The sequence below is a fragment of the Neisseria sp. P0020.S005 genome, from assembly GCF_051957055.1.
Lineage (GTDB): Bacteria > Pseudomonadota > Gammaproteobacteria > Burkholderiales > Neisseriaceae > Neisseria > Neisseria subflava_A.
Map to the genome: position 1 here is coordinate 40,602 of NZ_JBQCWV010000013.1, position 24,511 is coordinate 65,112.

25 protein-coding genes and 1 tRNA gene are annotated in these 24,511 nt (G+C 48.7%); 5 read left to right on the plus strand and 21 right to left on the minus strand.

The window, feature by feature from the left end:
- Window positions 1-19 precede the first annotated feature (19 nt).
- Window positions 20-502: a cupin domain-containing protein gene (locus ACTHTU_RS10040; RefSeq protein ID WP_440362461.1), complete on the plus strand. Its 483-nt coding sequence runs from the start codon at window positions 20-22 to the stop codon at window positions 500-502.
- 211 nt (window positions 503-713) lie between these two features.
- Entirely contained in the window at window positions 714-3,002 is a 2,289-nt protein-coding gene (gene znuD, locus ACTHTU_RS10045) for a TonB-dependent zinc receptor ZnuD (RefSeq protein ID WP_440362462.1), read from the plus strand.
- 84 nt (window positions 3,003-3,086) lie between these two features.
- Here znuD and ACTHTU_RS10050 read toward each other — a convergent pair whose 3' ends face one another.
- From ACTHTU_RS10050 to sdhC, 16 genes are all read right to left on the minus strand, one after another.
- Window positions 3,087-3,917, minus strand: coding sequence for a phosphatidylserine decarboxylase (locus tag ACTHTU_RS10050; protein WP_440362478.1), 831 nt, complete (start codon window positions 3,915-3,917; stop codon window positions 3,087-3,089).
- A gap of 225 nt (window positions 3,918-4,142) precedes the next feature.
- Window positions 4,143-4,409, minus strand: a complete 267-nt coding sequence (locus tag ACTHTU_RS10055; RefSeq protein WP_070608048.1) for a hypothetical protein — start codon at window positions 4,407-4,409, stop codon at window positions 4,143-4,145.
- Window positions 4,390-4,797 (minus strand): phage holin family protein, encoded by a 408-nt coding sequence (locus tag ACTHTU_RS10060; protein WP_049330957.1) that lies wholly within the window; start codon window positions 4,795-4,797, stop codon window positions 4,390-4,392. Before ACTHTU_RS10060 ends, ACTHTU_RS10055 begins: the two co-directional genes overlap by 20 nt.
- Before the next feature lie 110 nt (window positions 4,798-4,907).
- On the minus strand, window positions 4,908-5,276 hold the full coding sequence (locus ACTHTU_RS10065; protein ID WP_070608049.1) for a DUF883 family protein: 369 nt from the start codon (window positions 5,274-5,276) through the stop codon (window positions 4,908-4,910).
- A 183-nt stretch (window positions 5,277-5,459) separates the two neighbouring features.
- Window positions 5,460-6,350, minus strand: a complete 891-nt coding sequence (sucD, locus tag ACTHTU_RS10070; RefSeq protein WP_002244992.1) for a succinate--CoA ligase subunit alpha — start codon at window positions 6,348-6,350, stop codon at window positions 5,460-5,462.
- 10 nt (window positions 6,351-6,360) lie between these two features.
- The gene (gene sucC / locus ACTHTU_RS10075) at window positions 6,361-7,527 is read right to left on the minus strand and encodes an ADP-forming succinate--CoA ligase subunit beta (RefSeq protein WP_440362463.1); all 1,167 of its coding nucleotides are present in this window, start codon (window positions 7,525-7,527) and stop codon (window positions 6,361-6,363) included.
- 71 nt (window positions 7,528-7,598) lie between these two features.
- Entirely contained in the window at window positions 7,599-7,886 is a 288-nt protein-coding gene (locus ACTHTU_RS10080; RefSeq protein WP_002225316.1) for a hypothetical protein, read from the minus strand.
- 124 nt (window positions 7,887-8,010) lie between these two features.
- On the minus strand, window positions 8,011-9,444 hold the full coding sequence (gene lpdA, locus ACTHTU_RS10085; RefSeq protein WP_002225317.1) for a dihydrolipoyl dehydrogenase: 1,434 nt from the start codon (window positions 9,442-9,444) through the stop codon (window positions 8,011-8,013).
- 259 nt (window positions 9,445-9,703) lie between these two features.
- Window positions 9,704-10,885 carry a 2-oxoglutarate dehydrogenase complex dihydrolipoyllysine-residue succinyltransferase gene (odhB, locus tag ACTHTU_RS10090; protein ID WP_002217383.1) on the minus strand — a complete coding sequence of 394 codons (1,182 nt, stop codon included), beginning with the start codon at window positions 10,883-10,885 and terminating at the stop codon, window positions 9,704-9,706.
- A 99-nt stretch (window positions 10,886-10,984) separates the two neighbouring features.
- Complete coding sequence (locus ACTHTU_RS10095; protein ID WP_440362464.1) at window positions 10,985-13,813, minus strand: 2-oxoglutarate dehydrogenase E1 component; 2,829 nt, start codon at window positions 13,811-13,813, stop codon at window positions 10,985-10,987.
- A 209-nt stretch (window positions 13,814-14,022) separates the two neighbouring features.
- The gene (gene gltA / locus ACTHTU_RS10100; RefSeq protein ID WP_440362465.1) at window positions 14,023-15,306 is read right to left on the minus strand and encodes a citrate synthase; all 1,284 of its coding nucleotides are present in this window, start codon (window positions 15,304-15,306) and stop codon (window positions 14,023-14,025) included.
- 125 nt (window positions 15,307-15,431) lie between these two features.
- Window positions 15,432-15,680 (minus strand): FAD assembly factor SdhE, encoded by a 249-nt coding sequence (locus tag ACTHTU_RS10105; protein ID WP_003678830.1) that lies wholly within the window; start codon window positions 15,678-15,680, stop codon window positions 15,432-15,434.
- A gap of 3 nt (window positions 15,681-15,683) precedes the next feature.
- Window positions 15,684-16,391 (minus strand): succinate dehydrogenase iron-sulfur subunit, encoded by a 708-nt coding sequence (locus ACTHTU_RS10110; RefSeq protein ID WP_002241462.1) that lies wholly within the window; start codon window positions 16,389-16,391, stop codon window positions 15,684-15,686.
- Window positions 16,392-16,510: 119 nt separating this feature from the next.
- Window positions 16,511-18,274, minus strand: a complete 1,764-nt coding sequence (sdhA, locus tag ACTHTU_RS10115) for a succinate dehydrogenase flavoprotein subunit (protein WP_070632078.1) — start codon at window positions 18,272-18,274, stop codon at window positions 16,511-16,513.
- 2 nt (window positions 18,275-18,276) lie between these two features.
- Entirely contained in the window at window positions 18,277-18,618 is a 342-nt protein-coding gene (sdhD, locus tag ACTHTU_RS10120; protein WP_004519264.1) for a succinate dehydrogenase, hydrophobic membrane anchor protein, read from the minus strand.
- Window positions 18,612-18,989, minus strand: a complete 378-nt coding sequence (gene sdhC, locus ACTHTU_RS10125; protein ID WP_004519263.1) for a succinate dehydrogenase, cytochrome b556 subunit — start codon at window positions 18,987-18,989, stop codon at window positions 18,612-18,614. Before sdhC ends, sdhD begins: the two co-directional genes overlap by 7 nt.
- Window positions 18,990-19,451: 462 nt before the next feature.
- On the opposite strand from sdhC, the gene ACTHTU_RS10130 reads away from it, so the two are divergent.
- A complete protein-coding gene (locus ACTHTU_RS10130; RefSeq protein ID WP_036491510.1) occupies window positions 19,452-19,835 on the plus strand; it encodes a YkvA family protein in 384 nt (127 codons plus the stop codon).
- 84 nt (window positions 19,836-19,919) lie between these two features.
- Here ACTHTU_RS10130 and ACTHTU_RS10135 read toward each other — a convergent pair whose 3' ends face one another.
- From ACTHTU_RS10135 to dapF, 4 genes are all read right to left on the minus strand, one after another.
- A complete protein-coding gene (locus ACTHTU_RS10135; RefSeq protein ID WP_372340632.1) occupies window positions 19,920-20,420 on the minus strand; it encodes a membrane lipoprotein lipid attachment site-containing protein in 501 nt (166 codons plus the stop codon).
- A gap of 155 nt (window positions 20,421-20,575) precedes the next feature.
- The gene (cysK, locus tag ACTHTU_RS10140; protein WP_440362466.1) at window positions 20,576-21,508 is read right to left on the minus strand and encodes a cysteine synthase A; all 933 of its coding nucleotides are present in this window, start codon (window positions 21,506-21,508) and stop codon (window positions 20,576-20,578) included.
- A gap of 105 nt (window positions 21,509-21,613) precedes the next feature.
- Window positions 21,614-22,216, minus strand: coding sequence for a hypothetical protein (locus tag ACTHTU_RS10145; RefSeq protein ID WP_440362467.1), 603 nt, complete (start codon window positions 22,214-22,216; stop codon window positions 21,614-21,616).
- A complete protein-coding gene (gene dapF, locus ACTHTU_RS10150) occupies window positions 22,213-23,064 on the minus strand; it encodes a diaminopimelate epimerase (protein WP_440362468.1) in 852 nt (283 codons plus the stop codon). Before dapF ends, ACTHTU_RS10145 begins: the two co-directional genes overlap by 4 nt.
- A 180-nt stretch (window positions 23,065-23,244) precedes the next feature.
- On the opposite strand from dapF, the gene ACTHTU_RS10155 reads away from it, so the two are divergent.
- The gene (locus tag ACTHTU_RS10155) at window positions 23,245-23,736 is read left to right on the plus strand and encodes a hypothetical protein (RefSeq protein WP_049336771.1); all 492 of its coding nucleotides are present in this window, start codon (window positions 23,245-23,247) and stop codon (window positions 23,734-23,736) included.
- Window positions 23,737-23,875: 139 nt separating this feature from the next.
- Window positions 23,876-23,951, plus strand: a tRNA-Asn gene (locus ACTHTU_RS10160).
- Window positions 23,952-24,099: 148 nt separating this feature from the next.
- On the opposite strand, the gene ACTHTU_RS10165 is transcribed toward ACTHTU_RS10160, so the two are convergent.
- On the minus strand, window positions 24,100-24,435 hold the full coding sequence (locus ACTHTU_RS10165; RefSeq protein ID WP_003678854.1) for a YbaB/EbfC family nucleoid-associated protein: 336 nt from the start codon (window positions 24,433-24,435) through the stop codon (window positions 24,100-24,102).
- Between the last annotated feature and the right edge of the window lie 76 nt (window positions 24,436-24,511).

Genomic DNA, 24,511 nt, shown 5'->3' on the forward strand with positions numbered 1-24,511 from the left:
TGACAAACGGAGAACCGCCATGAAACCGCTATTTGCCGCATTATCTGTCGCCCTTCTGCTCGGCACATCTCTAAACGCTCAAGCCGCCGAACAAACCACCACCACCGACCGCAGCATCCAAGTGTACAAAAAAGCCGACTTAGCAGAATGGAACCGCGAAAATGCAGCCGGAGGCCAAGGCCCCTTGCTCGGCAGCTTTGCCTTCACGCGCCATCAAACCGCCGATCAAGACGCATTCAAAGAAATCGGCTGGCTCACATTGCCGCCGGGCGCTTCCATCGGTCAGCACAAACATACCGGCAATGAAGACGTTTACATCATCGTATCCGGCAAAGGTCTGTTTACCGACAGCGAAGGTAAACAGACCGAAGTCGGCGCAGGAGACATTACCATCGCCCGCCCCGGCCAGTCCCACGCACTCAAAAATATCGGCAAAAAGCCGTTGGTATTCTTGGATTTGATCGCCGAAACCGCAGGTGCTAAAGCCGCTGAAACCAAGTGAACCTTTAAAAAACCATCTATCATGATGTTCTGCCTTAATAAAACCAGGTTGAAGATAGATTGTTCCGTTTTCATTTAAACCTGTATACAAGCCAAAGGCCGTCTGAAAACCACACTTCGTTTTCAGACGGCCTTTTTTCTCAAAAATCTTATCATATTAATAATGAAATGTTATATAATAACAGCCTTTCGAAATATGATGAGAAACTAAAATGACACAAACCACACTCAAACCCATTGTTTTATCTATTCTTTTAATCAGCACCCCCATCCTCTCCCAAGCGCATGAAACCGAGCAGTCGGTTGACTTGGAAGAGGTTACCGTCGTCGGTAAAAGCCGTCCGCGTGCAACGTCGGGGCTGCTGCACGCTTCGACCGCCTCCGACAAAATCATCTCCGGCGATACTTTGCGGCAAAAAGCCGTCAACTTGGGCGATGCTTTGGACGGCGTACCGGGCATTCATGCCTCGCAATACGGCGGCGGCGCGTCCGCGCCTGTGATACGCGGTCAAACAGGCAGACGGATTAAAGTGTTGAACCATCACGGCGAAACGGGCGACATGGCGGACTTCTCGCCCGACCATGCCCTGATGGTGGACAGCGCCTTGTCGCAACAGGTCGAAATCCTGCGCGGCCCGGTTACGCTCTTGTACAGCTCGGGCAATGTGGCCGGTTTGGTCGATGTTGCCGATGGAAAAATCCCCGAAAAAATGCCTGAAAACGGCGTATCGGGCGAAGCCGGATTGCGTTTGAGCAGCGGCAATTTGGAAAAACTGACATCCGCAGGCATCAATATCGGCTTGGGCAACCACTTCGTGCTGCATACCGAAGGCTTGTACCGCAAATCGGGCGATTACGCCGTACCGCGCTATCAAAAAGAAGAAGGCCGTCTGAAACGCCTGCCCGACAGCCATGCCGATTCAAAAACAGGCAGCATCGGCCTGTCTTGGGTGGGCGAGAAAGGCTTTATCGGCGTAGCGTACAGCGACCGTCGCGACCGCTACGGCCTGCCTGCGCACAGTCATCTCTACGACGACTGCCACGCCGACATCATCTGGCAGAAGAGTTTGATTAACAAACGCTATTTGCAGCTTTATCCACACCTGCTGACCGAAGAAGACATCGATTACGACAACCCGGGCTTGAGCTGCGGCTTCCACGACGACGATAATGCACACGCCCATACCCACAACGGCAAACCGTGGATAGACCTGCGCAACAAACGCTACGAACTCCGCGCCGAATGGAAGCATCCATTCCCCGGTTTTGAAGCCCTGCGCGTACATCTGAACCGCAATGACTACCACCACGACGAAAAAGCAGGCGATGCAGTAGAAAACTTCTTCAACAACAAAACACACAACGCCCGTATCGAGTTGCGCCACCAACCCATAGGCCGTCTGAGGGGCAGTTGGGGCGTGCAATATTTGGGACAAAAATCCAGCGCGCTTTCCGCCCTCCCCGAAACCGTCCAACAACCGATGTTGATTGACAACAATGTCCGCCATTACAGCTTTTTCGGCGTAGAACAGGCAAACTGGGACAACTTCTCACTTGAAGGCGGCGTACGCGTGGAAAAACAAAAAGCCTCCATCCAATACGACAAAGCATTGATTGATCGGGAAAACTACTACAACCAACCCCTGCCCGACCTCGACGCACACCGCCAAACCGCCCGCTCGTTCGCGCTTTCGGGCAACTGGTATTTCACGCCACATCACAAACTCAGTCTGACCGCCTCCCATCAGGAACGCCTGCCGTCAACGCAAGAGCTGTACGCACACGGCAAACACGTCGCCACCAACACCTTCGAAGTCGGCAACAAACACCTCAACAAAGAGCGTTCCAACAATATCGAACTCGCGCTGGGCTACGAAGGCGACCGCTGGCAATACAATCTGGCACTCTACCGCAACCGCTTCGGCAACTACATCTACGCCCAAACCTTAAACGACGGACGCGGCCCCAAATCCATCGAAGACGACAGCGAAATGAAGCTCGTGCGCTACAACCAATCCGGCGCCGACTTCTACGGCGCGGAAGGCGAAATCTACTTCAAACCGACACCGCGCTACCGCATCGGCGTTTCCGGCGACTATGTACGAGGCCGTCTGAAAAACCTGCCGTCCCTACCCGGCAGGGAAGATGCCTACGGCAACCGTCCTTTCATCGCACAGGACGACCAAAACGCCCCTCGTGTTCCGGCTGCTCGCCTCGGCGTCCACCTGAAAGCCTCGCTGACCGACCGCATCGATGCCAATTTGGACTACTACCGCGTGTTCGCCCAAAACAAACTCGCCCGCTACGAAACGCGCACGCCCGGACACCATATGCTCAACCTCGGCGCAAACTACCGCCGCAATACGCGCTATGGCGAGTGGAATTGGTACGTCAAAGCCGACAACCTGCTCAACCAATCCGTTTACGCCCACAGCAGCTTCCTCTCTGATACGCCGCAAATGGGCCGCAGCTTTACCGGCGGCGTGAACGTGAAGTTTTAAAATCGGATAGGCAAACAAAAAAGGTTTTCAGACGGCCGTCTGAAAACCTTTTTCTTGTTTTAGCCAATCATTTAAAACTGACTATTAATCTTTCAACACATCTTGCACAGCCGCTTGAATCTTAGCCGCCGCTGCTTCGATTTGCTGTTGTTCGGTAGATTGGTTTGCCACTGTCTCAACCGGAGCAGCTTGAGAAGCCGGAGTTGCTTGTGAAACTGGCGCGGCTTGTGGAGCTGCGGCTTTAGGCTCAGATTCAGCTTGCGGCGCAGTCAGCGGCAAACGCGCCAATACAGTGCTGACGCCGGTAACTTTATCGCCAATCGCCACTTGCGCCTGCGCATCGACAGGCAGATACATATCCACACGCGAACCAAAGCGGATAAAGCCATAGCGTTCGCCGCGAGACAGTTTCGCACCTGCTTGGGTGTAGCACAAAATACGGCGCGCCACCAAACCGGCCACTTGAACAAAAGTAATTTCACGACCTGAAGCCGTAGTTGCCAAAACCGCATTGCGTTCATTTTCCGTGCTGGCTTTGTCCAAATCCGCATTCACGAATTTGCCTTTGTTATAGACCACTTTCGTTACCTTACAATCGGCAGGCGATTTTTGCGAATGCACGTTGAACACGTTCATAAAAATACTGATTTTCAAAGCATCGACATCACGGTACGGATCACGTGCGCGCTCGACCACCACGATACGGCCGTCAACAGGACTCAACACCGCTTCAGGATTTTGCGGAATCTCACGCGCAGGGTCGCGGAAAAACTGCAGGGCAAATACGGTAAACACCCAAAACGGCAAAGACCACCAGCCGCAGCACATCGACACCAGCAGGCTCAAAGCCAAACCGCCGCCGATAATCGGCCAGCCCTCACGGGCGATAATCGGGTGGGGATACAAACGGTTCATCATCTATCCTTCATTTAATAATTTCAAAATTGCCGCCATTATATCTGAAACTCCAAACATTGAGGCCGTCTGAAATGTTCAGACGGCCGGTGTCTTTTGTAAAAAATACTCAACATAGATAAAGTTTCAGTTTCGGCAACACAATGACGCAGCGTCCTCAACAAGCGGCTCACACGAGCTAACAACTCGCCGCAAATATCATTTTGACCAAACCACTGCCCTCGATTATCTCGACAAACCCAGTATGACCGCCAATACCAGCCAAATCCAATGCCGACGGCGCGATGTAGAAAACAAAGAGCGTTGAGACAGCAAACGCGTTTGGCTCAACTGATACGCCACATCTGCGAGCTTAATCAACTGATTGCCCTGTCGTGTTTTGCTTTCTTCCGCTTTACGCAGTTTCAAATTTTCCGCTTCAATCCGCAGCCGCACCAGCTTAGCCTCTAAAAGCAGCAGCTCACGCTCTTCTTCATACTCCTGTCGCTTCATCGTCCGTATCCTTGTCTATCTCACCGCGCAAATACGCAATATCCGATCGAATATCCTGCAAGGTTTCAGCCACACGACTGCCCTGCTCCCGATAATCTGCCGATACTTTGCGGAACAATACGGCAATAATCAGCAGGCTTACAAAGAAAATGCCGAAAAACACCCACAAAGCGGCCACATCCGACAGCACGCGGTTCAAGCCGAACAGCAAACCGACCAAGCCCACCATCAACAGCGCGCCGGACAACACCAGCCAAATCGCCAACCGGAACACATTCTCCGCCTGACGCGTCAAATCCAAGCTCAATACCTGCAAACGCAGCAACAGCAAATCCGCGCCCTGATTCAACAAAGCCTTGCCATGTTCAAAACGCTGGCGAATTCCCATCTTAACTATCCTTTTTTTCAGGAAAACATAAGGCAGAGGCCGTCTGCACGGCGCAATGAAATCCATGATTTCATATACACACCTGTTCAGACGGCCTTAACATATTCGCATTAACGGCGGTTCAACAACACACCGACAACCAAACCGGCCAATGCGGCAAAACCCATTGCATAATATGGTTTTTCATGCACCACTTCATCAGCTTGTTTGGCACCGCGTTTCAAGCGTGCACCAGCATCTGACTCTAATTCGGAAAAAAGCTCTTTACCATCTTTAAATCGTTCACTAATTTCTTCTTCGAAGCTGCTAAAACGCTCTTTGGCTTCTGCCAATTTTGCTTCCAATTTAGCGCGAATTTTACTACCCTCTTCCGAACCGGCTTCAACACCATTGCGGTACAGTTCGTCCACATCATCCATTACTTCTCGGATATCTTCCAACAAAGCATCACGACGTTTTTCAAAATTATGTTTTTTCATACTACTCTCCTATAGATTGATATGATTACAGATTGTTTATCTGTTAATAGTATTATAACCATTTATTTCCAAATAAACGTTAATTTAAATTAAGTTCCTATAACGAAAACAACCCAATGAAATTAAAAAAGGCCGTCTGAAAACTTCAGACGGCCTTTTCAATTCAGCTTAAAGACTTAAGTCTTATGCCAAACCTTTTGCTTTCAACACTTCCAGCATGGTAGTGCCCAACTCGGCAGGGCTGCGGGTGTAAGCGATACCGGCTTTTTCGAAAGCGGCGAATTTTTCTTCGGCAGTACCTTTACCGCCAGAAATAATCGCACCGGCGTGGCCCATACGTTTGCCTTTAGGAGCGGTAACACCAGCAATGTAACCTACAACAGGTTTGGTTACGTTGGATTGGATGTATTCGGCTGCTTCTTCTTCCGCAGTACCGCCGATTTCACCAATCATGATGATGGCGTCGGTATCTGGGTCTTCTTGGAAGAGTTTCAGTGCGTCGATTTGGTTCATACCAGGAATCGGGTCGCCGCCGATACCGATACAGGTTGATTGACCCAAGCCCAGTTTGGTGGTTTGTGCTACAGCTTCGTAAGTCAATGTACCGGAACGGGAAATAATACCGATGCGGCCCGGAGTGTGGATGTGGCCCGGCATAATACCGATTTTGCACTCACCCGGAGTAATCACGCCAGGGCAGTTAGGGCCGACCAAACGGGTACCGTTGCCGTTGGTTTCCAAGTAACGTTTGGCTTTGAGCATGTCCAAAGTAGGCACGCCTTCGGTAATCACAACGACCAAGCCTACGCCTGAATCAACGGCTTCAACGATAGAATCCAAAACAAACGGAGCTGGAACGTAAATTACAGATGCGTCAGCGCCGGTTTCTTTAACGGCTTCTTTCATGGTGTTGAATACAGGCAGGTCCAGGTGGGTTTGACCACCTTTGCCTGGGGTAACGCCGCCGACAACTTTAGTGCCGTAAGCCAGAGCTTGTTCGGAGTGGAAAGTACCGTTTTTACCGGTGAAACCTTGAACCAATACTTTGGTGTCTTTATTAATCAATACGCTCATTCTTTTCTCCTTAGGCGTTTACGGCTGCAACAATTTTTTCGGCTGCGTCATTCAGGCCGTCTGCAGAAGTCAGTTTCAGACCTGATTCGTTCAGGATTTTCGCGCCGAGTTCGGCGTTGTTACCTTCCAAACGAACAACGACAGGAACGTTGACGTTGATTTCTTTAACGGCTGCCACGATGGCTTCCGCAATCATGTCGCAACGTACGATACCGCCGAAGATGTTGATCAATACGCCTTGAACGGATTTGTCTTCCAAAATCAGTTTGAACGCTTCAACCACGCGGTCTTTGGTTGCGCCGCCACCAACGTCCAAGAAGTTGGCAGGTTGGCCGCCTTTGAGTTTGATGATGTCCATAGTGGCCATCGCCAAACCGGCACCGTTAACCATACAGCCGATGTTGCCTTCCAGAGCAACATAGTTCAGGTCGAATTCAGAAGCTTTCAGCTCACGTTCGTTTTCTTGAGATTTGTCGCGCAATTCAGCGATTTTTGGCAGGCGGTAGAGCGCGTTGCTGTCGATACCGATTTTGCCGTCCACGCAAGCCAAGTCGCCGTTTTCACGGACTGCCAATGGGTTTACTTCAAACAGGGCGAAGTCGTTTTCGATAAACGCTTTGTACGCGCCGGTCATCAGTTTGACGAACTCGTTGATTTGTTTGTCTTTCAAGCCCAGTTGGAAGGCAACTTCGCGAGCTTGGCAAGGTTGCAGGCCGACCAGAGGATCAACGGTTACTTTGAAGATTTTTTCTGGAGTTTCGGCAGCAACTTTTTCAATTTCCACGCCGCCTTCGGTAGAAGCCATGAATGTAACGCGGCGGGTAGAACGGTCAACCACTGCGCCCAAGTACAGCTCGGTTTGAACCGGATACATGTCTTCGCAAACCAAAACGCTGTTGACAGGTTGGCCGTTGGCATCGGTTTGGTAAGTTACCAAGTTGGTGCCAATCAGGCTTTCAGCCACTTCTTTAGCTTCTTCGCGGCTTTTAACGACTTTTACGCCGCCCGCTTTACCGCGGCCGCCGGCGTGTACTTGTGCTTTGACAACAGCGAATTTGCCGCCCAATTTATCGTAAGCTGCAGCGGCTTCTTCGCCGTTGTGTGCCAAAATACCGCCTTGTACGGGCAAACCGTAGCTAGCCAGCAGTTCTTTAGCCTGATACTCGTGTAAATTCATGGATTTCTCCTTAAGGTGAGTGGGTTTTAGGAATCGCCCTGCGGCCAATCCCATATTTTCAGACGGCCCTACTATTTACTGAAGGGCAACCACATCCGCGCCAGCAGATACATGGCTGCACCGCCTCCCCCGAGAATAAAAAAGACGATGCCTTTTTTACGCGAATTCGGGCAGAGCAGATAAACGGCAAGGCTGAAACTGATAAACAACAATGCCACGCGCCAAACCAATTCTTTATCTTTGAAACGGTTGAGCGTATAAGTTTCGGTCATCATCACATACATCTGCCACAATGCGGCCATACACATGCTGATGATGCCCGCCGGTATAAAGAAAATACCGACTATTTCTTTGTTCATAATGAATGTAAATGCTGTTTGTTTGCCTGACGAAATTATAAATCAGAAAACGAAGCTCTCGGAACATTCAATTTATCGGAGGCCTTAAGGCCGTCTGAAAAATTTCAGACGGCCTTAATGTCTATCAACCGTGCAAAGCGCGTTTGTCGGCCGCCAATGCAGCTTCGTGAACCACTTCGGACAAGGTTGGGTGGGCATGGATAATGCGGGCGATATCTTCGCTGCTGGCGAAGAATTCGAGCGCAGTCACGCCTTCGGTAACCAATTCGCTGACAACCGGGCCAATCATGTGTACGCCCAAGATACGGTCGGTTTTTGCATCTGCCAATACTTTAACCGTACCTTTGGCTTTGCCCATGGCCAATGCGCGACCGTTTGCACCGAAACCTGAAGTACCTTTTTTGTACTCCACGCCTTCGGCTTTGAGCTGCTCTTCGGTTTTACCCACCCAAGCGATTTCAGGGTCGGTGTAAATCACGAACGGTACGTTGTTGAAGTCGATATGCGGTTTTTGACCGGCAATGCGCTCGGCAACGGCAACGCCTTCGTCGCTGGCTTTGTGTGCCAACATCGGGCCGCGAACCACGTCGCCGATTGCCCATACGTTAGGCAGGTTGGTACGGCATTCGCCATCTACTTTGATAAAGCCGCGCTCGTCTTTTTCCAAGCCTACGGCTTCGGCGTTCAGGCCCTTGGTGTTTGGAATACGGCCGATAGCAACGATCAGTTTGTCAAATACTTCGGTTTTGGCTTCGCCGGCAGCAGTTTCGTAAGCAACGGAAACGCCTTTGCCTTCAGACTTAATGTCACCGATTTTCACGCCCAATTCAATGCTCAGGCCTTGCTCTTTGGTGAAGTATTTGAAGGCTTCTTTGGCGATTTGTTGGTCGGCAGCTGCCAGGAAGGTCGGCGCAGCTTCAAGAATGGTAACTTCTGCACCCACGCGGTTCCATACGGAACCCATTTCCAAACCAATCACGCCGGAACCGATCACGCCGAGTTTGGCAGGTACTTCAGTCAGGTTCAATGCGCCTTCGTTATCCAATACGTTCACGTTGTCGATAGCGACTTGTGGCAGCGGACGCGGTACGGAACCGGTGGCTACGATGACGTGTTTGGCTTCGATAACGGTTTTCTCGCCTTTGTTATCGACTTCGATTTGGTAAGCATCGCCATTTTTACCGGCAAAGGAAGCAGTACCGAACAGGCTGGTTACTTTGTTTTTCTGGAACAGGAATTTCACGCCGCCGGTCAGTTTGGTCACGATGGCATCTTTGCGCTCAATCATTTTGGCTGCGTCGAATTTTACGTCGCCGACAGTGATACCGTGTTCGGCAAACTCGTGTTGCGCAGCGTGGAAATGTTCGCTGGATTGCAACAGGGCTTTAGAAGGGATACAACCTACGTTTAAGCAAGTACCGCCCAATGCAGGGGCATTGCCTGCTTTGTTAACGCCTGCATCGACGCAAGCGGTTTTGAAACCCAGTTGCGCGGCACGGATGGCGGCAACGTATCCGCCCGGGCCTGCACCAATCACTACTACATCATATTGAGACATCGTGTCATCCTTTGCTTTTAGCAGTATCTCAAAATAAAAACGATACTTTTCGTTTCTTTTTTATTTTGAATGACTGCGTTTTGATGGTTTTAAGAAAAGGCCGTCTGAAAGTCCATATCTGTCGATTCATTCGAATCAAATGTTTCAGACGGCCTCAATCGTTCGTTGAGCCTATTGTAGCACGATACTACATTACGCTACATCTAAATAAAAATTCAGACGGTCTTTTCATTAACAAATAAAAGGCCGTCTGAAACGATTACAGATCCAATAACAGGCGAGCTGGGTCTTCCAACGCGTCTTTGATGGCTACCAAGGTCAATACAGCTTCGCGGCCGTCAATGATACGGTGGTCGTAAGACAGAGCCAGATACATCATTGGACGGACAACAACTTGACCGTTTTCAACCACAGCGCGCTCTTTAGTGGCGTGCATACCCAAAATCGCAGATTGAGGCGGGTTGATGATCGGGGTAGACATCATAGAACCGAAAGTACCGCCGTTGGTAATACTGAATGTACCACCGGTCAGATCTTCGATAGCGATTTTGCCGTCTTTGGCTTTTTTCGCGTAATCAACAATTGCTTGTTCGATGTCGGCAATGCTCATTTGGTCGGCATCGCGCAGGATTGGTACAACCAAACCGCGTGGGCTGCCAATTGCGATACCGATGTCGAAGTAGCCGTGGTAAACGATGTCTTTGCCGTCAACAGAAGCATTCACAACCGGATATTTTTTCAGGGCGGCAACAGCGGCTTTAACGAAGAAGGACATAAAGCCCAATTTCACGCCGTGTTCTTTCTCGAATTTTTCTTTGTACTTCGCACGCAAGTCCATGATTGGTTTCATGTTGACTTCGTTGAATGTAGTCAGAATAGCGTTTTCTTGTTGAGAAGCCAGGAGGCGTTCTGCAACACGGGCACGCAGGCGGCTCATTGGTACGCGTTCTTCAGGACGTGCGCCGGCAGGAAGTGCAACAGCAGGAGCAGCGGCTGCGGCAGGTTTGGCAGCGGCATTTTGTACGTCTTCTTTCAATACGCGACCGTCACGGCCGGAACCTTGCAATGCGTTCACGTCAACACCGGTCTCGGCAGCCAGTTTGGCGGCAGCAGGCATAGCGGCGTTGTTTTGTGCAGCAGCAGGAGCAGCGGCTGGAGCTGCTTCTGCAGGCGCGGCGGCTGGGGCTTCAGCAGCGGCAGTAGCAGCGGTATCGATGCGCGCCAAAACTTGGTCGGCAACAACGGTTTCACCGTCTTGCGCTACGATTTCAACCAATACGCCGGCTTGTGGAGAAGGTACTTCCAAAACCACTTTGTCAGTTTCGATATCGATCAAGATTTCGTCACGGGCAACGGCTTCGCCAACTTTTTTCTTCCATTCCAAGAGCGTGCCTTCAGATACGCTTTCAGACAGCATAGGTACTTTTACATCAATAATCATTTTGTGTCTCCAATGGCCCTTTCAGACGGCCTGTTGTGTGTTTTTAATTCTGCATATGGGCATTCCGCCTGAGCAGACTCAGACGGAATGCTACTTGGTTTACAATGCCAAAGCGTCTTCAACCAATTGTTTCAATTGAGCAATGTGTTTGCTTGAGTAGCCCACTGCAGGCGATGCGCTGCTTGGACGACCGGCATAAGACAGTTTTTGCTCTTCGCTGATAACGTCTTCGATGCGGTGGCGAATTTGGTAGAACGCGCCTTGGTTTTTCGGCTCTTCTTGCGCCCAAACCACAGATTTTGCGTTCGGATATTTCGCCAGTTCAGCTTTAACCTCGTCGTATGGGAACGGATACAGCTGCTCAACGCGGACGATAGCAACATCATCTTCCAGTTTACGCTCGGCACGGCCAGCTTCCAAGTCATAGTAAACCTGACCGGCACACAATACCACGCGTTTCACGCTATCGTTGCTTGCGCGTTCGGCGGTATCGCCGATAACCGGACGGAAAGTCGAACCTTCGGTGAAGTTTTCCAGCGGGCTCATTGCACCTTTAAAGCGCAACAGGCGTTTGGACATGAAAATCACCAGCGGTTTGCGGTATGAACCCAAGACTTGACGTTGCAAGAGGTGGAACATTTGCGACGCTTCAGACGGCATGATGACTTGCATATTGTTCTCAGAACACAGTTGCAACCAACGTTCTACGCGTGCAGAAGAGTGCTCAGGGCCTTGACCATCGTAGCCGTGCGGCAGGATGGTGGTCAGACCGCACAAACGACCCCATTTGGTTTCGCCTGAAGACAGGAATTGGTCGATAGTTACTTGCGCGCCGTTAGCGAAGTCACCGAATTGCGCTTCCCAAATGGTCAGCTTGTCAGGAGCGGAGCAGGCAAAGCCGTACTCGAACGCCATCACGGCTTCTTCGTTCAAGATAGAGTCGATAACCAGGAACTCGCCCAAGCCTTCGCCCATGTTGCGCAGAGGAACATAAGTACCGTCGTCCCATTTTTCGCGTTTTTGATCGTGCAGAACGGCATGACGGTGTGAGAATGTACCGCGGCCGGAGTCCTCACCGGAGATACGCACGCCATGACCTTTAGTCAGCAGGCTTGCGTATGCGAGGGTTTCGGCCATACCCCAGTCGATGGCTTGTTTGCCGGATGCCATGGCTTTACGCGCTTCGATCACACGTTTTGCAGTCGGATGCAGGGCAAAGCCTTCCGGTACAGCGGTGAATTTCTCAGTAAGACGCTCAATGTCGGCGGCAGGCAAACCGGTTTCGATTTTTTCGCGCCAATCTTTGCCTTGGTATTTGCTCCAGTCGATTTGTGTGCGTTGGAAATTGCTCAACGTTGTTTGTTCAACATGTTCGCCTTTGTCCAAAGCATCACGGTAGGCTTGGATGTAACCGTCAGCCTCAGCTTGGGTTACCACGCCTTCGGCAATCAGTTGTTCGGTGTACAAAGCACGCGCACCCGGGTGTTGCGATACTTTTTTGTACATCATCGGTTGGGTCAGGGTCGGATCATCGCCCTCGTTGTGGCCCCATTTACGGTAGCAGACAACGTCGACCACGATGTCTTTATGGAATTTTTTGCGGTAATCCAAAGCGGCTTGGATAGCAAAGCAAACGCGTTCAGGGTCATCGCCGTTCACGTGGATAACCGGAGCGGAAACCATTTTCGCGATATCGGTACAGTGTACAGTAGAACGGGTATCGCGGGTATCGGAAGTGGTAAAGCCGATTTGGTTGTTGATCACGATGTGAACAGTACCGCCGGTGGTATAGCCGCGTGTTTTAGACAGGTTGAATGTTGCTTGGTTAACACCCAAACCGATAAATGCGGAGTCACCGTGAATCAATACCGGCAAGACTTTATCGCGGCCGTTTTCGCCCAAACGTTTTTGTTTGGCGCGTGCAGAACCTTCTACTACTGGGTTAACGATTTCCAAGTGTGACGGGTTGAATGCCAAAGAAACGTGCATCGGGCCGTGTGGCGTAGCAATGTCGGAGCTGAAGCCCATGTGGTATTTCACGTCGCCGCTAGGCAATTTGATTTCGGCACGGCCTTCAAATTCGGCAAACAGATCAGCCGGTTTTTTGCCCAAAATGTTAACCAAAACATTCAGACGGCCACGGTGTGCCATACCGATGATGACTTCTTCCACGCCGTCTTTACCGGCGTTTTGAATCAAATAGTTCAAACCGGCAATGGCACTTTCGCCACCTTCGACACCAAAGCGTTTTTGACCGACATATTTGGTATGCAGGTAGCGTTCCAGAGTTTCGGCGGCAGTCATTTCTTTCAAAATGCGGCGTTTTTGATCGGCATTGTAATGCGGTGTGGACAATACGCTTTCAAAATAATTGCGCACCCAACGACGCTCTTCGGTATTTGGAATGTAGATGTACTCTACCGCGATATGGCCGCAGTAGGTTTGTTTGAGGTTACTGATGATTTGGGACAGAGGCAGTTTGCTCTGACCGGAAAAATCGCCCTCGCCCATATTGAACTGAAGCGCCATATCGGCATCTGACAGACCGTGGAATTTAGGATCGAGAGCTTCGATATTTTGAGGAGGGATACGTTTGAGCGGATCAAGTTGGGCTGCACCCACGCCTTGGATACGATAGGCAGAAATCAGTCGCAAAACGCTGACTTGCTTTTTCATCATTGCCTCATCCACACCGCCTGCGACGGCTGCGGCAATTTTCTTTTTAGCCAAAGTGGCAAATGATTCACGAATCGGTGTATGGGCAACATCGACAGCGACTGCGCCCGGCTGTTTACTCAAATCGGTAAAGTACTGTTTCCATTTTTCATCGACAGATTCCGGATTATCCAGAAACTTTTCATACAACTCCTCGATGTATGGCGCATTAGAACCAAACAGATAAGAGAAATTGAGTTTTTCGTCCATCATGGCGTGAGCTCTTTTCTTTAAAATATAAACAAAGGGTAGAATCCCGTGTTCTCCGAACGGAATTCAGGCCGTCTGAAATGACACTTTATTCTACCCTATTTCAAATCAAATTACCTGCTATCAACTTAATTAATTACGACCAACCTCATTGAAAACGGCAATTCGATTTTTTCAAACGACTTTTCAACAATATATTAATGTATTGTCTATTAGCGTTTATCTACCGGAACGTAATCGCGACGTTCTGCACCGGTATACAGTTGACGTGGGCGACCGATTTTCAGTGCCGGATCGCTAATCATTTCATGCCAATGAGAAATCCAACCTACACTGCGCGACAATGCGAAGATAACGGTAAACATTTCAGTTGGAATGCCCAATGCGGACAAGACGATACCGGAGTAGAAATCGACGTTTGGATACAGCTTGCGCTCAACAAAGAATGGATCTTTCAGTGCAATTTGTTCCAATTCCATTGCCAGCTTGAATTTAGGACTGTCTTCCAAGCCCAATTCTTTCAAGACTTCATAACAGGTTTCGCGCATGATGTTGGCTCGTGGGTCCATATTGCGGTATACGCGGTGACCGAAGCCCATCAGACGGTATTTGCGTTGTTTCACACCTTCCATGTATTCGGCAACATTAGATACATCGCCAATTTCGTCCAACATTTTCAAGACAGCTTCGTTTGCGCCGCCGTGTGAAGCACCCCACAGGCAAGCGATACCGGCTGCGATACAGGCAAACGGGTTCGCGCCGGAAGAACCGGCCAAACGTACAGTCGAAGTAGAGGCGTTTTGCTCGTGGTCGGCATGCAAAATAAAGATGCGGTCGAGCGCGCGAGCCAATACTGGATTAGGTTTGTATTCTTCACATGGCGTTGCGAACATCATGTGCAAGAAGTTTTCAGCATAGGAAAGGTTATTTTTTGGATAATTGAACGGCAGACCGTTGGAATAACGGTAACACATTGCCGCAATTGTCGGGATTTTAGAGATTAAGCGGTAAATCGCAATTTTGCGGTGCTCAGGATTGGCAATATCCAAGCTGTCTTGGTAGAAAGCAGACAAAGCGCCAACCACGCCAACCATCATCGCCATCGGATGCGCATCGCGACGGAAACCGCGGAAGAACCAAGTCAGCTGCTCATGCAGCATAGTATGGCGACCGACTGTGGCATCAAATTCTTTTTTCTGTTCAGGGGTAGGCAATTCGCCGTAAATCAACAGATAGCAAACTTCCAAATAATCGGATTTTTCGGCCAGCTGCTCGATAGGATAACCACGGTAATACAACAGACCTTCATCGCCATCAATATAAGTGATTTTGGATTCGCAACTTGCAGTTGACACGAATCCTGGGTCGAAGGAAAACAGACCTGTATTTTTAGTCAAAGTACGGATATCAACCACATCATGGCCAATACTTGCTTCCAATACTGGCAGTTCCAAGGTCTCTTGATTTGGGGTGGTGAGCTTGACTGATTTAAACATTCTTAAACTCCTTTGTAAGTTGGGGCTTTCGTTGCCGCCCAAGCGGCACGGTCCTTTTTTTTCAGACGGCCTCAGTATGGAAAGAGCTTGTTCGGATTGGCATCGCAAACAAGCTCTATAACACGTCATGCCTGTCTGATTTTTTCAAGCATGGGAATCAGGTGTTTCTTGTCCGTCGCCGAATGTCCGTTAATCAAGGCAAGCAACTCTTGGTCTTGAAATTCGAGGATTTCGGAAAATTCGGACAACTCCTGATCACTCAGGTGCTCGAATTCTTTTTCCATAAACCTGCCGAAGATTAAGTCTAATTCCAACAATCCCCGGCGGGTTTGAAAACGGATTTTCCGTTTGGCAATATCGTCAAAAACCATCATTTCTTAAACGGCTCGTTTCAACATAATCTCTTTAATCTTACCGATGGCTCGGGTCGGATTCAAGTGTTTAGGACATACGTCTACGCAGTTCATAATGGTGTGGCAACGGAACAAACGGTATGGATCGTTCAGATTATCCAAACGCTCGTTAGTAATGGTATCACGGCTATCCGCAATGAAACGGTAAGCATTCAGCAAACCAGACGGACCAACGAATTTATCAGGGTTCCACCAGAATGACGGGCAGGCAGTCGAGCAGCAAGCACACAAAATACATTCGTACAAACCGTCCAACTCTTTACGCTCTTCCTGAGTTTGCAGACGCTCTTTGTCCGCATCGATAGGGTTATCGTTGACAACGTAAGGTTTGATGGAGTGATATTGTTTGAAGAATTGGGTCATATCCACAATCAGGTCGCGGATAACAGGCAGACCTGGCAGAGGGCGGATTTTAACCGGCTGTTTCAAACCACGCAGATCGGTCAGACATGCCAAGCCGTTTTTGCCGTTGATGTTCATACCGTCAGAACCGCAAATACCTTCGCGGCAAGAACGGCGGAAAGACAATGTATCGTCTTGCGCTTTCAGGCGCACTAAAGCATCCAAAAGTTTAACGTCCGTTGGTTCCAATTCCAACTCGTAACGTTGCATATAAGGCTTGGCATCAACGTCCGGGTTGTAACGGTAAATTTCAAAACTCATTTTTTCCATGAGAAGTGTTCCTTTTCTCATAAACTGCCCAATGATTTTGTATTATGAATTCAAGCAGTTCAATGTGGGTATGGTTAGGTTTCAGACGGCCTTTAAGATAAAGGCCGTCTGAAAACTCATCAATAAACGCGTTTAGCCGGTTTGATGTATTCCACGCTCAAAGGCTTGGTATGTACCGGTTTGTAAGACAAAGTATTGGTATCTGAATGATACAGGGTATGTTTCATCCAGTTTTCGTCATCGCGCTCAGGATGGTCGTCTGAAGCGTGTGCGCCGCGCGATTCTTTACGCGCTTCGGCAGACACCAAAGTCGCTTTCGCTACTTCAATCAGATTATCCAGTTCCAAAGCTTCGATACGCGCGGTATTCCACACTTTGCTCTTGTCTTTGATTTCAGTACGTTTCACGCGCTCAGCAATCGCCATGATTTCTCGAACGCCTTTGCTCAGAATCTCATCAGTACGGAACACACCGGCGTGCAGTTGTACAGAGCGTTGCAGTTCGCGACGCAATGCATCAACGTTTTCACCACCGGTTTGGTTGTCCAAACGCTCGATACGTTGGCGAGTCAACTCACCGGCATTAGCAGGCAGAGGTTTCCAGTCGCTTTGCTCTTTGATGAATTTAATCATGCTGTCGCCGGCAGCTTTACCGAATACCACCAAGTCCAACAGGGAGTTGGTACCCAAGCGGTTCGCGCCGTGTACGGAAGCACAAGCGCACTCACCTGCCGCATACAGACCTTTTACAGGCACTTCGTAATCTTCACCTTGCGGAACAACAACTTCGCCGTGGTAGTTAGTCGGAATACCGCCCATCATATAGTGGGTAGTCGGCACAACAGGAATCGGGTCTTTAATCGGGTCAATACCGGCAAACTGAATGGAAATCTCGCGGATGCCCGGCAGTTTTTCCATAATTTTTTCTGCGCCGATATGGTCGATTTTCAGCAATACGTGGTCTTTGTTTTTACCGCAGCCGCGACCTTCGTAAATTTCCATCGCCATCGCACGGGAAACCACGTCACGGGAAGCCAAGTCTTTTACGGTTGGAGCATAACGTTCCATAAAGCGTTCGCCGTCGGCATTCAACAGAATACCGCCCTCACCGCGCACACCCTCGGTAATCAATACACCGGCACCGGCTACACCGGTCGGGTGGAATTGCCAAAATTCCATGTCTTCCAACGGAATACCCGCACGGGCACAAATACCCAAACCGTCACCGGTATTCATATAAGCATTGGTAGAAGAAGCATAAATACGGCCGCCACCACCGGTAGCAAACATCACAGCTTTAGCGTGGAAAATATAAACTTCGCCGGTTTCCATTTCCATGGCGGTTACACCGACTACGTCGCCGTTTTCATCACGAATCAAATCTTGCGCTGTCCATTCCACAAAGAATTGTGTATTGGCACGGACGTTTTGTTGGTACAAAGTATGCAACATCGCATGACCGGTACGGTCAGCAACAGCACATGCACGTTCTACCGCACGTTTACCGTGTTCTGCAGTATGGCCACCGAAAGGACGTTGGTAGATTTTGCCACTTTCCACACGGTCGAAAGGCATACCCATGTGCTCCAACTCAATTACTGCTTCAGGTGCTGCGCGACACATAAATTCAATCGCATCTTGGTCGCCCAGCCAGTCGGAACCTTTTACGGTATCGTACATGTGCCAATCCCAACGGTCTTCCTGCACATTACCCAATGAAGCAGAAATACCACCTTGAGCCGCTACAGTATGAGAACGGGTTGGGAAGACTTTAGACAAAACAGCACAATTCAGGCCGGATTTAGACAATTGGAGGGCTGCGCGTAAACCTGCACCACCACCGCCAACAATCACGGCATCAAACTTGCGAACAGGAAAACCCATATTTACCCCCAAATTACTTTAACTGAATACACCAAGCAGCCTACCAACCAAACGATGGTGGCAACTTGTAAAAACAAACGCACGCCGAAAGGCTTAATGTAGTCCATCCACAAATCGCGGATACCTACCCATGCATGCAGGAATACGGCCAAAAAGCTCACTTGGGTAAACACCTTCACCCAAGTTTGATCAAAAAATGCCTGCCATGCCGAATATTCTTTAGGCAACGTAAACAAAACAACCAAAAGAACCACGGTGTACACCAGCATGATGACCGCAGTTGCACGTTGCATTGCCCAATCGCGCAAACCGTAATGCGCACCTGTCAATTTACGTTCTACCATAACAAAGCTCCCAAAACGACGGTCAGAATCAAAGCAGAAGCAAATACAACTTTAGCAGTAGTACGGGCAGTATTTAATTCCAGGCCTTTATGCACATCCAAAAACAGAAAGCGGATACCGGCAAAAAAGTGGTGCAGATATGCCCACAACAGACCGATAAGGATCAGCTTCACAAACGGATTGGAAATAGCAGAACGATATGCTTCAAACGACGCTTCGCGATCCAGCGTTCCAGAGAAGAAATACAAGAGAACAGGCAGCATCACAAACAAGCCGACGCCGCTGATACGGTGAAGAATAGATACAATCCCCGGTATGGGCAATCGGATATTCGGAATTTCCAAAAATACCGGGCGTGATTTGGCGGACATGGTCAGTTCCTCTAGATTTATTATCAGCTCAAAACCTATAGCTCAGCACTACAATAAGCTACATAAACCATAATTTACCTGTTTTATCTCATTTTGAACAGTGCAATTTATGAATGCTCTAATGATTTTTACCAAAAGACTAATAAAATCAAACAATCATTCTTAGATTTTTTTTTGCGTGGCTAGCCTTTTTTGTTACTTTCCTGCAATTAAGCCATCTCCCCATCAAAGCACTTACAATAACATCATTATGATTTGAGAATCGTATCTATTGCGAGATAAATTCTCACTCTTGATGCCTAATCTTTACAAAAGCATAAGCCATTTTTAAATTATTGCCATTGCATTATTACCACTACTCTTACATAGTTATACATTCAAAGACATTTCATCCATCCCTAGATGGACTAAAATACAGTGCAACACTAACAATGTTTCCATACCTTATAAGGAAGCTCAATCATGGCACACTCCCCTCATCAAAACACACCCGATCCGGAAGACTACATCCCCTCCTTTCGCCGTCGAAACTTAGACACATCCGGCTTCATGAAAAAACTCGGACGCTTTGCCGGCCGCCTGGGCAAACCTGTCGTCCGCCAGCTGTATGCACTTTATTATCTTTGGGAATCCGAACATACACCCAAACGCGCCAAAATGATTATTGTCGGCGCACTGGTTTATTTCCTCAGCCCTATCGACAGCATTCCCGACCTTCTGATTCCATTTGGCTTCAGCGATGACATTGCCGTCATTGCGCTGGTTTATTCTCAGATGAAAAACTATCTGACCGAAGATATTCAAGAAAAAGCCCGCCAAGCGGCTGACAAGCTGTTTGGTTCTTAATTGGATACAATTCGACTACACATATATAAATATGAGAAGAAGGCCGTCTGAATATTCAGACGGCCTTCTCGGTTTATGACTTTTTTATTTCAAAGGTTGCATACCCATAACTTCCATCAGGAAGTTGGTAAATGCAGGATTGCTTGGCTTGGTATCCATGTTTTTCCAACGTTGCTGCCAACCGCGCAAAGCACCTTGGATGTACTGTTTGGATTGCTCGGTAGTAATTTCACCACGTTGACTGTCAACGGCGGAACGCAGATAAACTTCATACATACTGTCATCAACGGAGTTGCGTCCCACTTGTTGGATACGGAAGCGGTTCAAATATTGTGCAGCCTGAACTTTGGTCAGACTACCTTGGCTCACTTGGGTACTCAAACGACGTGCTTCATCATGAATCTTGGAAACATCTGCCCAATGCGAAGGAGCCAAATGATAACCGGTAGCTGAAACTTGTGAATCAGCCTTAGGTTTCTTAACGTTGGTTGGTCGAACTGGCACTTCTTTCAATGTTGGAACATAAATCGATTCACAACCGGCAAGTACCGCTACAGCAAGGATAGGAAGAATGTATTTTTTCATAATGCGCATTATAAGCATGATTCGTTGAAGAAACCAACTTTTGAATAACGGTATTCAAAACAGATTAACTGAATTACAACAGATTTCATACGATATCTCAAGCCCATACGCAAAAAAGGCCGTCTGAAAACGGCCTTTTAACCACAATCCTATATTTATGCCAAATCGGCAAAGAGAGGTGTAGAAAGATAGCGTTCGCCATATGATGGCAACAAGACAACGATCAGCTTACCTTCGTTTTCAGGTTTTTTAGCCAGTTGCAATGCGCTCCATACCGCGGCACCGGAAGAAATACCTACCAAAATGCCTTCTTTTTCAGCCATAGTGCGCGCAGTTTCAAACGCTGCTTCGTTAGGTACTTTGACAATGCTGTCGTAAACAGTCGTATTCAAAACGCTGGGGATAAAGCCTGCACCCAAACCTTGAATCGGATGCGGGCCTTTCTCGCCACCGCTCAATACTGGGGAAGCTTCAGGCTCGACAGCCACGATTTGAACTTCGGGTTTGTATTTTTTCAACACTTCACCCACGCCGGTAATCGTACCGCCCGTACCCACACCTGCCACGAAAATATCCACTTTACCGTCTGTATCGCTCCAAATCTCTTCGGCAGTGGTTTTGCGGTGAACTTCAGGATTAGCCTCGTTATCAAATTGGCGCGGCATAAAGTAAGTATCTGGATGTTCGTCCACCAAAGACTGGGCTTTAGCGATAGCGCCTGCCATGCCTTCAGCAGCAGGAGTCAAAATCAATTCTGCACCAAACGCACGCAGCAGCATTTTGCGTTCTTTACTCATGCTCTCAGGCATAGTAATCGCCAATTTATAACCGCGGGCCGCACACACCATTGCCAAACCGATACCGGTATTTCCGCTGGTCGCCTCAACGATAACGGTATCTTTATTGATTTTACCGGCTTGCTCCGCCGCTTCAATCATGGCTTCGGCAATACGGTCTTTCACGCTGCTGCCTGGATTGAAAAATTCAAGTTTAACGGCGATTTGCGCTTTCAAACCTTCAGTCAGACGGTTTAATTTCACCAAAGGTGTATTGCCGATCAGCTCGGTAATATTATTTGCAATTTTCATTTCCTGCTCCAGATTTAGATGTGATATAGCCTGCATATTAAACTCAGGCCGTCTGAAAAACCAATACCGAAAATTTCTTTCGTTATAACTTTTAGTTTGGATAAATTAATATCCACCCCGTTCAAAAATCAAAGCCATGGCAACCACAGCCTGCATGACAACCGCAACCAGCCAACCCATTTGCAGCTGAGTAGCACTAAACAAAGCCGCCGACTGCTTACACACAACCACACGGTGCAGATAAAACACCAGCATCAACACGCCCTGCAAAACAAACCAATAAATCGGTTTCAAGGCATAAATTTTCAGCAAGGCCGTCCATGCGAAAACCGCGCCAGCCAGCGGCAAGGTGAAATAAACCACGCCTGCCAAGAAAACAAAAGCCAAAGTCATGACGACATTGGAAACCGCAAATAAGGTTAAACCGGCATATTCGCCTGCCGACCAAAACTTTTTGTCTTCCGTTTTACTGCAGTCATCAATAAAGAAGAAAATACTGGCGATTGTCAGATAAAAATGAGGGATGAACAAAGGGCCTGTATGCGTAAAACCCCACATTCCGGGCAACAAGCGTGCGCCCAGTGCCGAAATCCCCAGCCACAACAACACCGTAGCCCAAAGCCATTGAAACCGCTGTGCGCGAAAAATAAATGCCAACGATACCGCAGCATACGCGACGGCAAACCAAAAATCCAAAGAAGCCATCATGAATACTGCAACTCGCCTTCAAAAACGGTTTCAGCAGGGCCAGTCATTTGCACATCACCACCTTCTTCCCAACTGATAAACAACTCGCCGCCAGGCAGAGTAACACGCACAGGCGCACCCGCTTTCAGCAGGCCATTGCGCACGCCTGCCACCACGGCCGCACACGCTCCAGTGCCGCAAGCTTGAGTTTCCCCCACCCCGCGTTCAAACACGCGCAGGCGGACTGACAATTCATCTTCGACCTGCAAAAAGCCGACATTGACCCGTTCAGGGAACTGCTCGTACGATTCAATAGCGCTGCCCCAATGCTCCACCGGTGCAGTTTCAACATCATCAACCAAAATCACCGCATGCGGATTACCCATATTCACGCAGCTTACCGGTACAGATTCCAAACCGACCAAGACAATATGTGTCAGCGCATCTTCATTTTCACCATGCGCAGGCACAAACGGAATTTCAGACGGCATGAAACGCGGTTTACCCATATTGACGGTAACCAAACCGTTATCCAATAGCTTCGGCACAATAATCCCTTTGGCCGTTTCGACCAAGATTTCCGTTTTATCCGTCAAACCCTTATCCGCGACAAAACGCGCAAAACAACGCGCGCCATTGCCGCACTGCTCTACTTCCCGACCATCGGCATTGAAAATGCGGTACCGAAAATCGACCGCATCAGAAGAAGGCTTCTCCACTACCAAAAACTGATCAAAACCCACGCCGCGATAGCGGTCTGCCCATTGGGCAAGCGGTGCAGCCAACGGATCAAAGTCCTGATTGATGGCATTGACCACCATAAAATCATTGCCCAAGCCGTGCATCTTCGTAAATTTCAAAGTTTTCATTATTCATTCACATTCTTATTAAATCATTATTTCGGCACATTCTACACCAGAATGATATATCCGTTTCTATCTTGTTTTTCAGACGGCCTTGCGCCCTTTTACCAATACTAACACCAGCCACCCCGCAAAAATACTATACTTCCCACATTACAAACATTTCTTATTACAAGGATACACATTATGAAAAAAATTCTCTTACCTGCCCTTTTGGCCGCTTCACTCAGCGCATGTACAGTCGGCACGCCAGGTGTTTCCGTCGGCTTAGGCGTCGGCACCAGCATCGGCCGCCACGTCGGCCTGGGTACATCCATCAACATCCCAGTCGGCTTGGATAAAACCAAAACCACCAAAGGCACGGATTCAGACGGCATCCGTATCTCAGAAGAACAAATCGTGACCTATTTTGATGCACACGGCACACCCAGCAACAGCGCAGTCAAAGGCGGCTTCCATCGCCAACTGATCAGCAAACGCAACAACGAATATGTCGTCCAAGACTTTTACAGCGACAACAGCCAAAAACGCACGGACCCCTACGTCCTCAGTCGCAACCAACTGATGCAGTTCCGCGCCACGCCAAGCAACGGCTCGCTGACCACTTACGCTTACAACGGCACCGTGATGCAGCAGCAAGTGTTCCAAAACGGCAAATTGGTTAACGCCAAATACTAAAGGCCGTCTGAAATGGCTAGAAAGTATGTGAAACTTGATTACAAAATATTTTTAACATTCAAACATTTGAAATATTTTGCACCATTTTCTTGAAAATATGGATTGACACATTTTTTCCAGCCATTATAATACGCCCCATTCCCCGATAGCTCAGTCGGTAGAGCGACGGACTGTTAATCCGCAGGTCCCTGGTTCGAGCCCAGGTCGGGGAGCCAAATTTAAAAGCCTGAACTTCTGTTCAGGCTTTTTTACATCAATAAGGAACGCTTGTTCTTTCCCAAAGAAAGCCCATGAATCCTCATAATAAAAAAGGCCGTCTGAAACCCAAATCTGGCTTCAGACGGCCTTTTATTTATTTTTAAATCAACGGAAGAAGTCGCCCATGCCTGCCGGCAGGCCTTGGGTAAATGCACCCATGGTTTTGTTGGTCGTTTCTTCGGCTTTTTCAGAAGCGGCATTGATAGCGGCCAATACCAAATCTTCCAGCATTTCTTTGTCGTCTGCGGCTTCTTGAATCAAATCAGGGCTGATTTCAAGTTTGCGAACAACGTGCGAACACGTCATCACAACTTTCACCAAACCATTGCCTGCTTCACCTTCAACTTCGGTTTCAGCCAGCTTGGCTTGTGCCTTTTTCATGTTTTCCTGCATTTGTTGAGCCTGCTTCATCAGGCCGCCTAATCCGGCTTTTCCGAACATGTTTTACTCCTATGGGTTTGAATAAATGGGTTTCACTCATGCCGTCTGAAAAACGCTATTGCCTTTCAGACGGCCT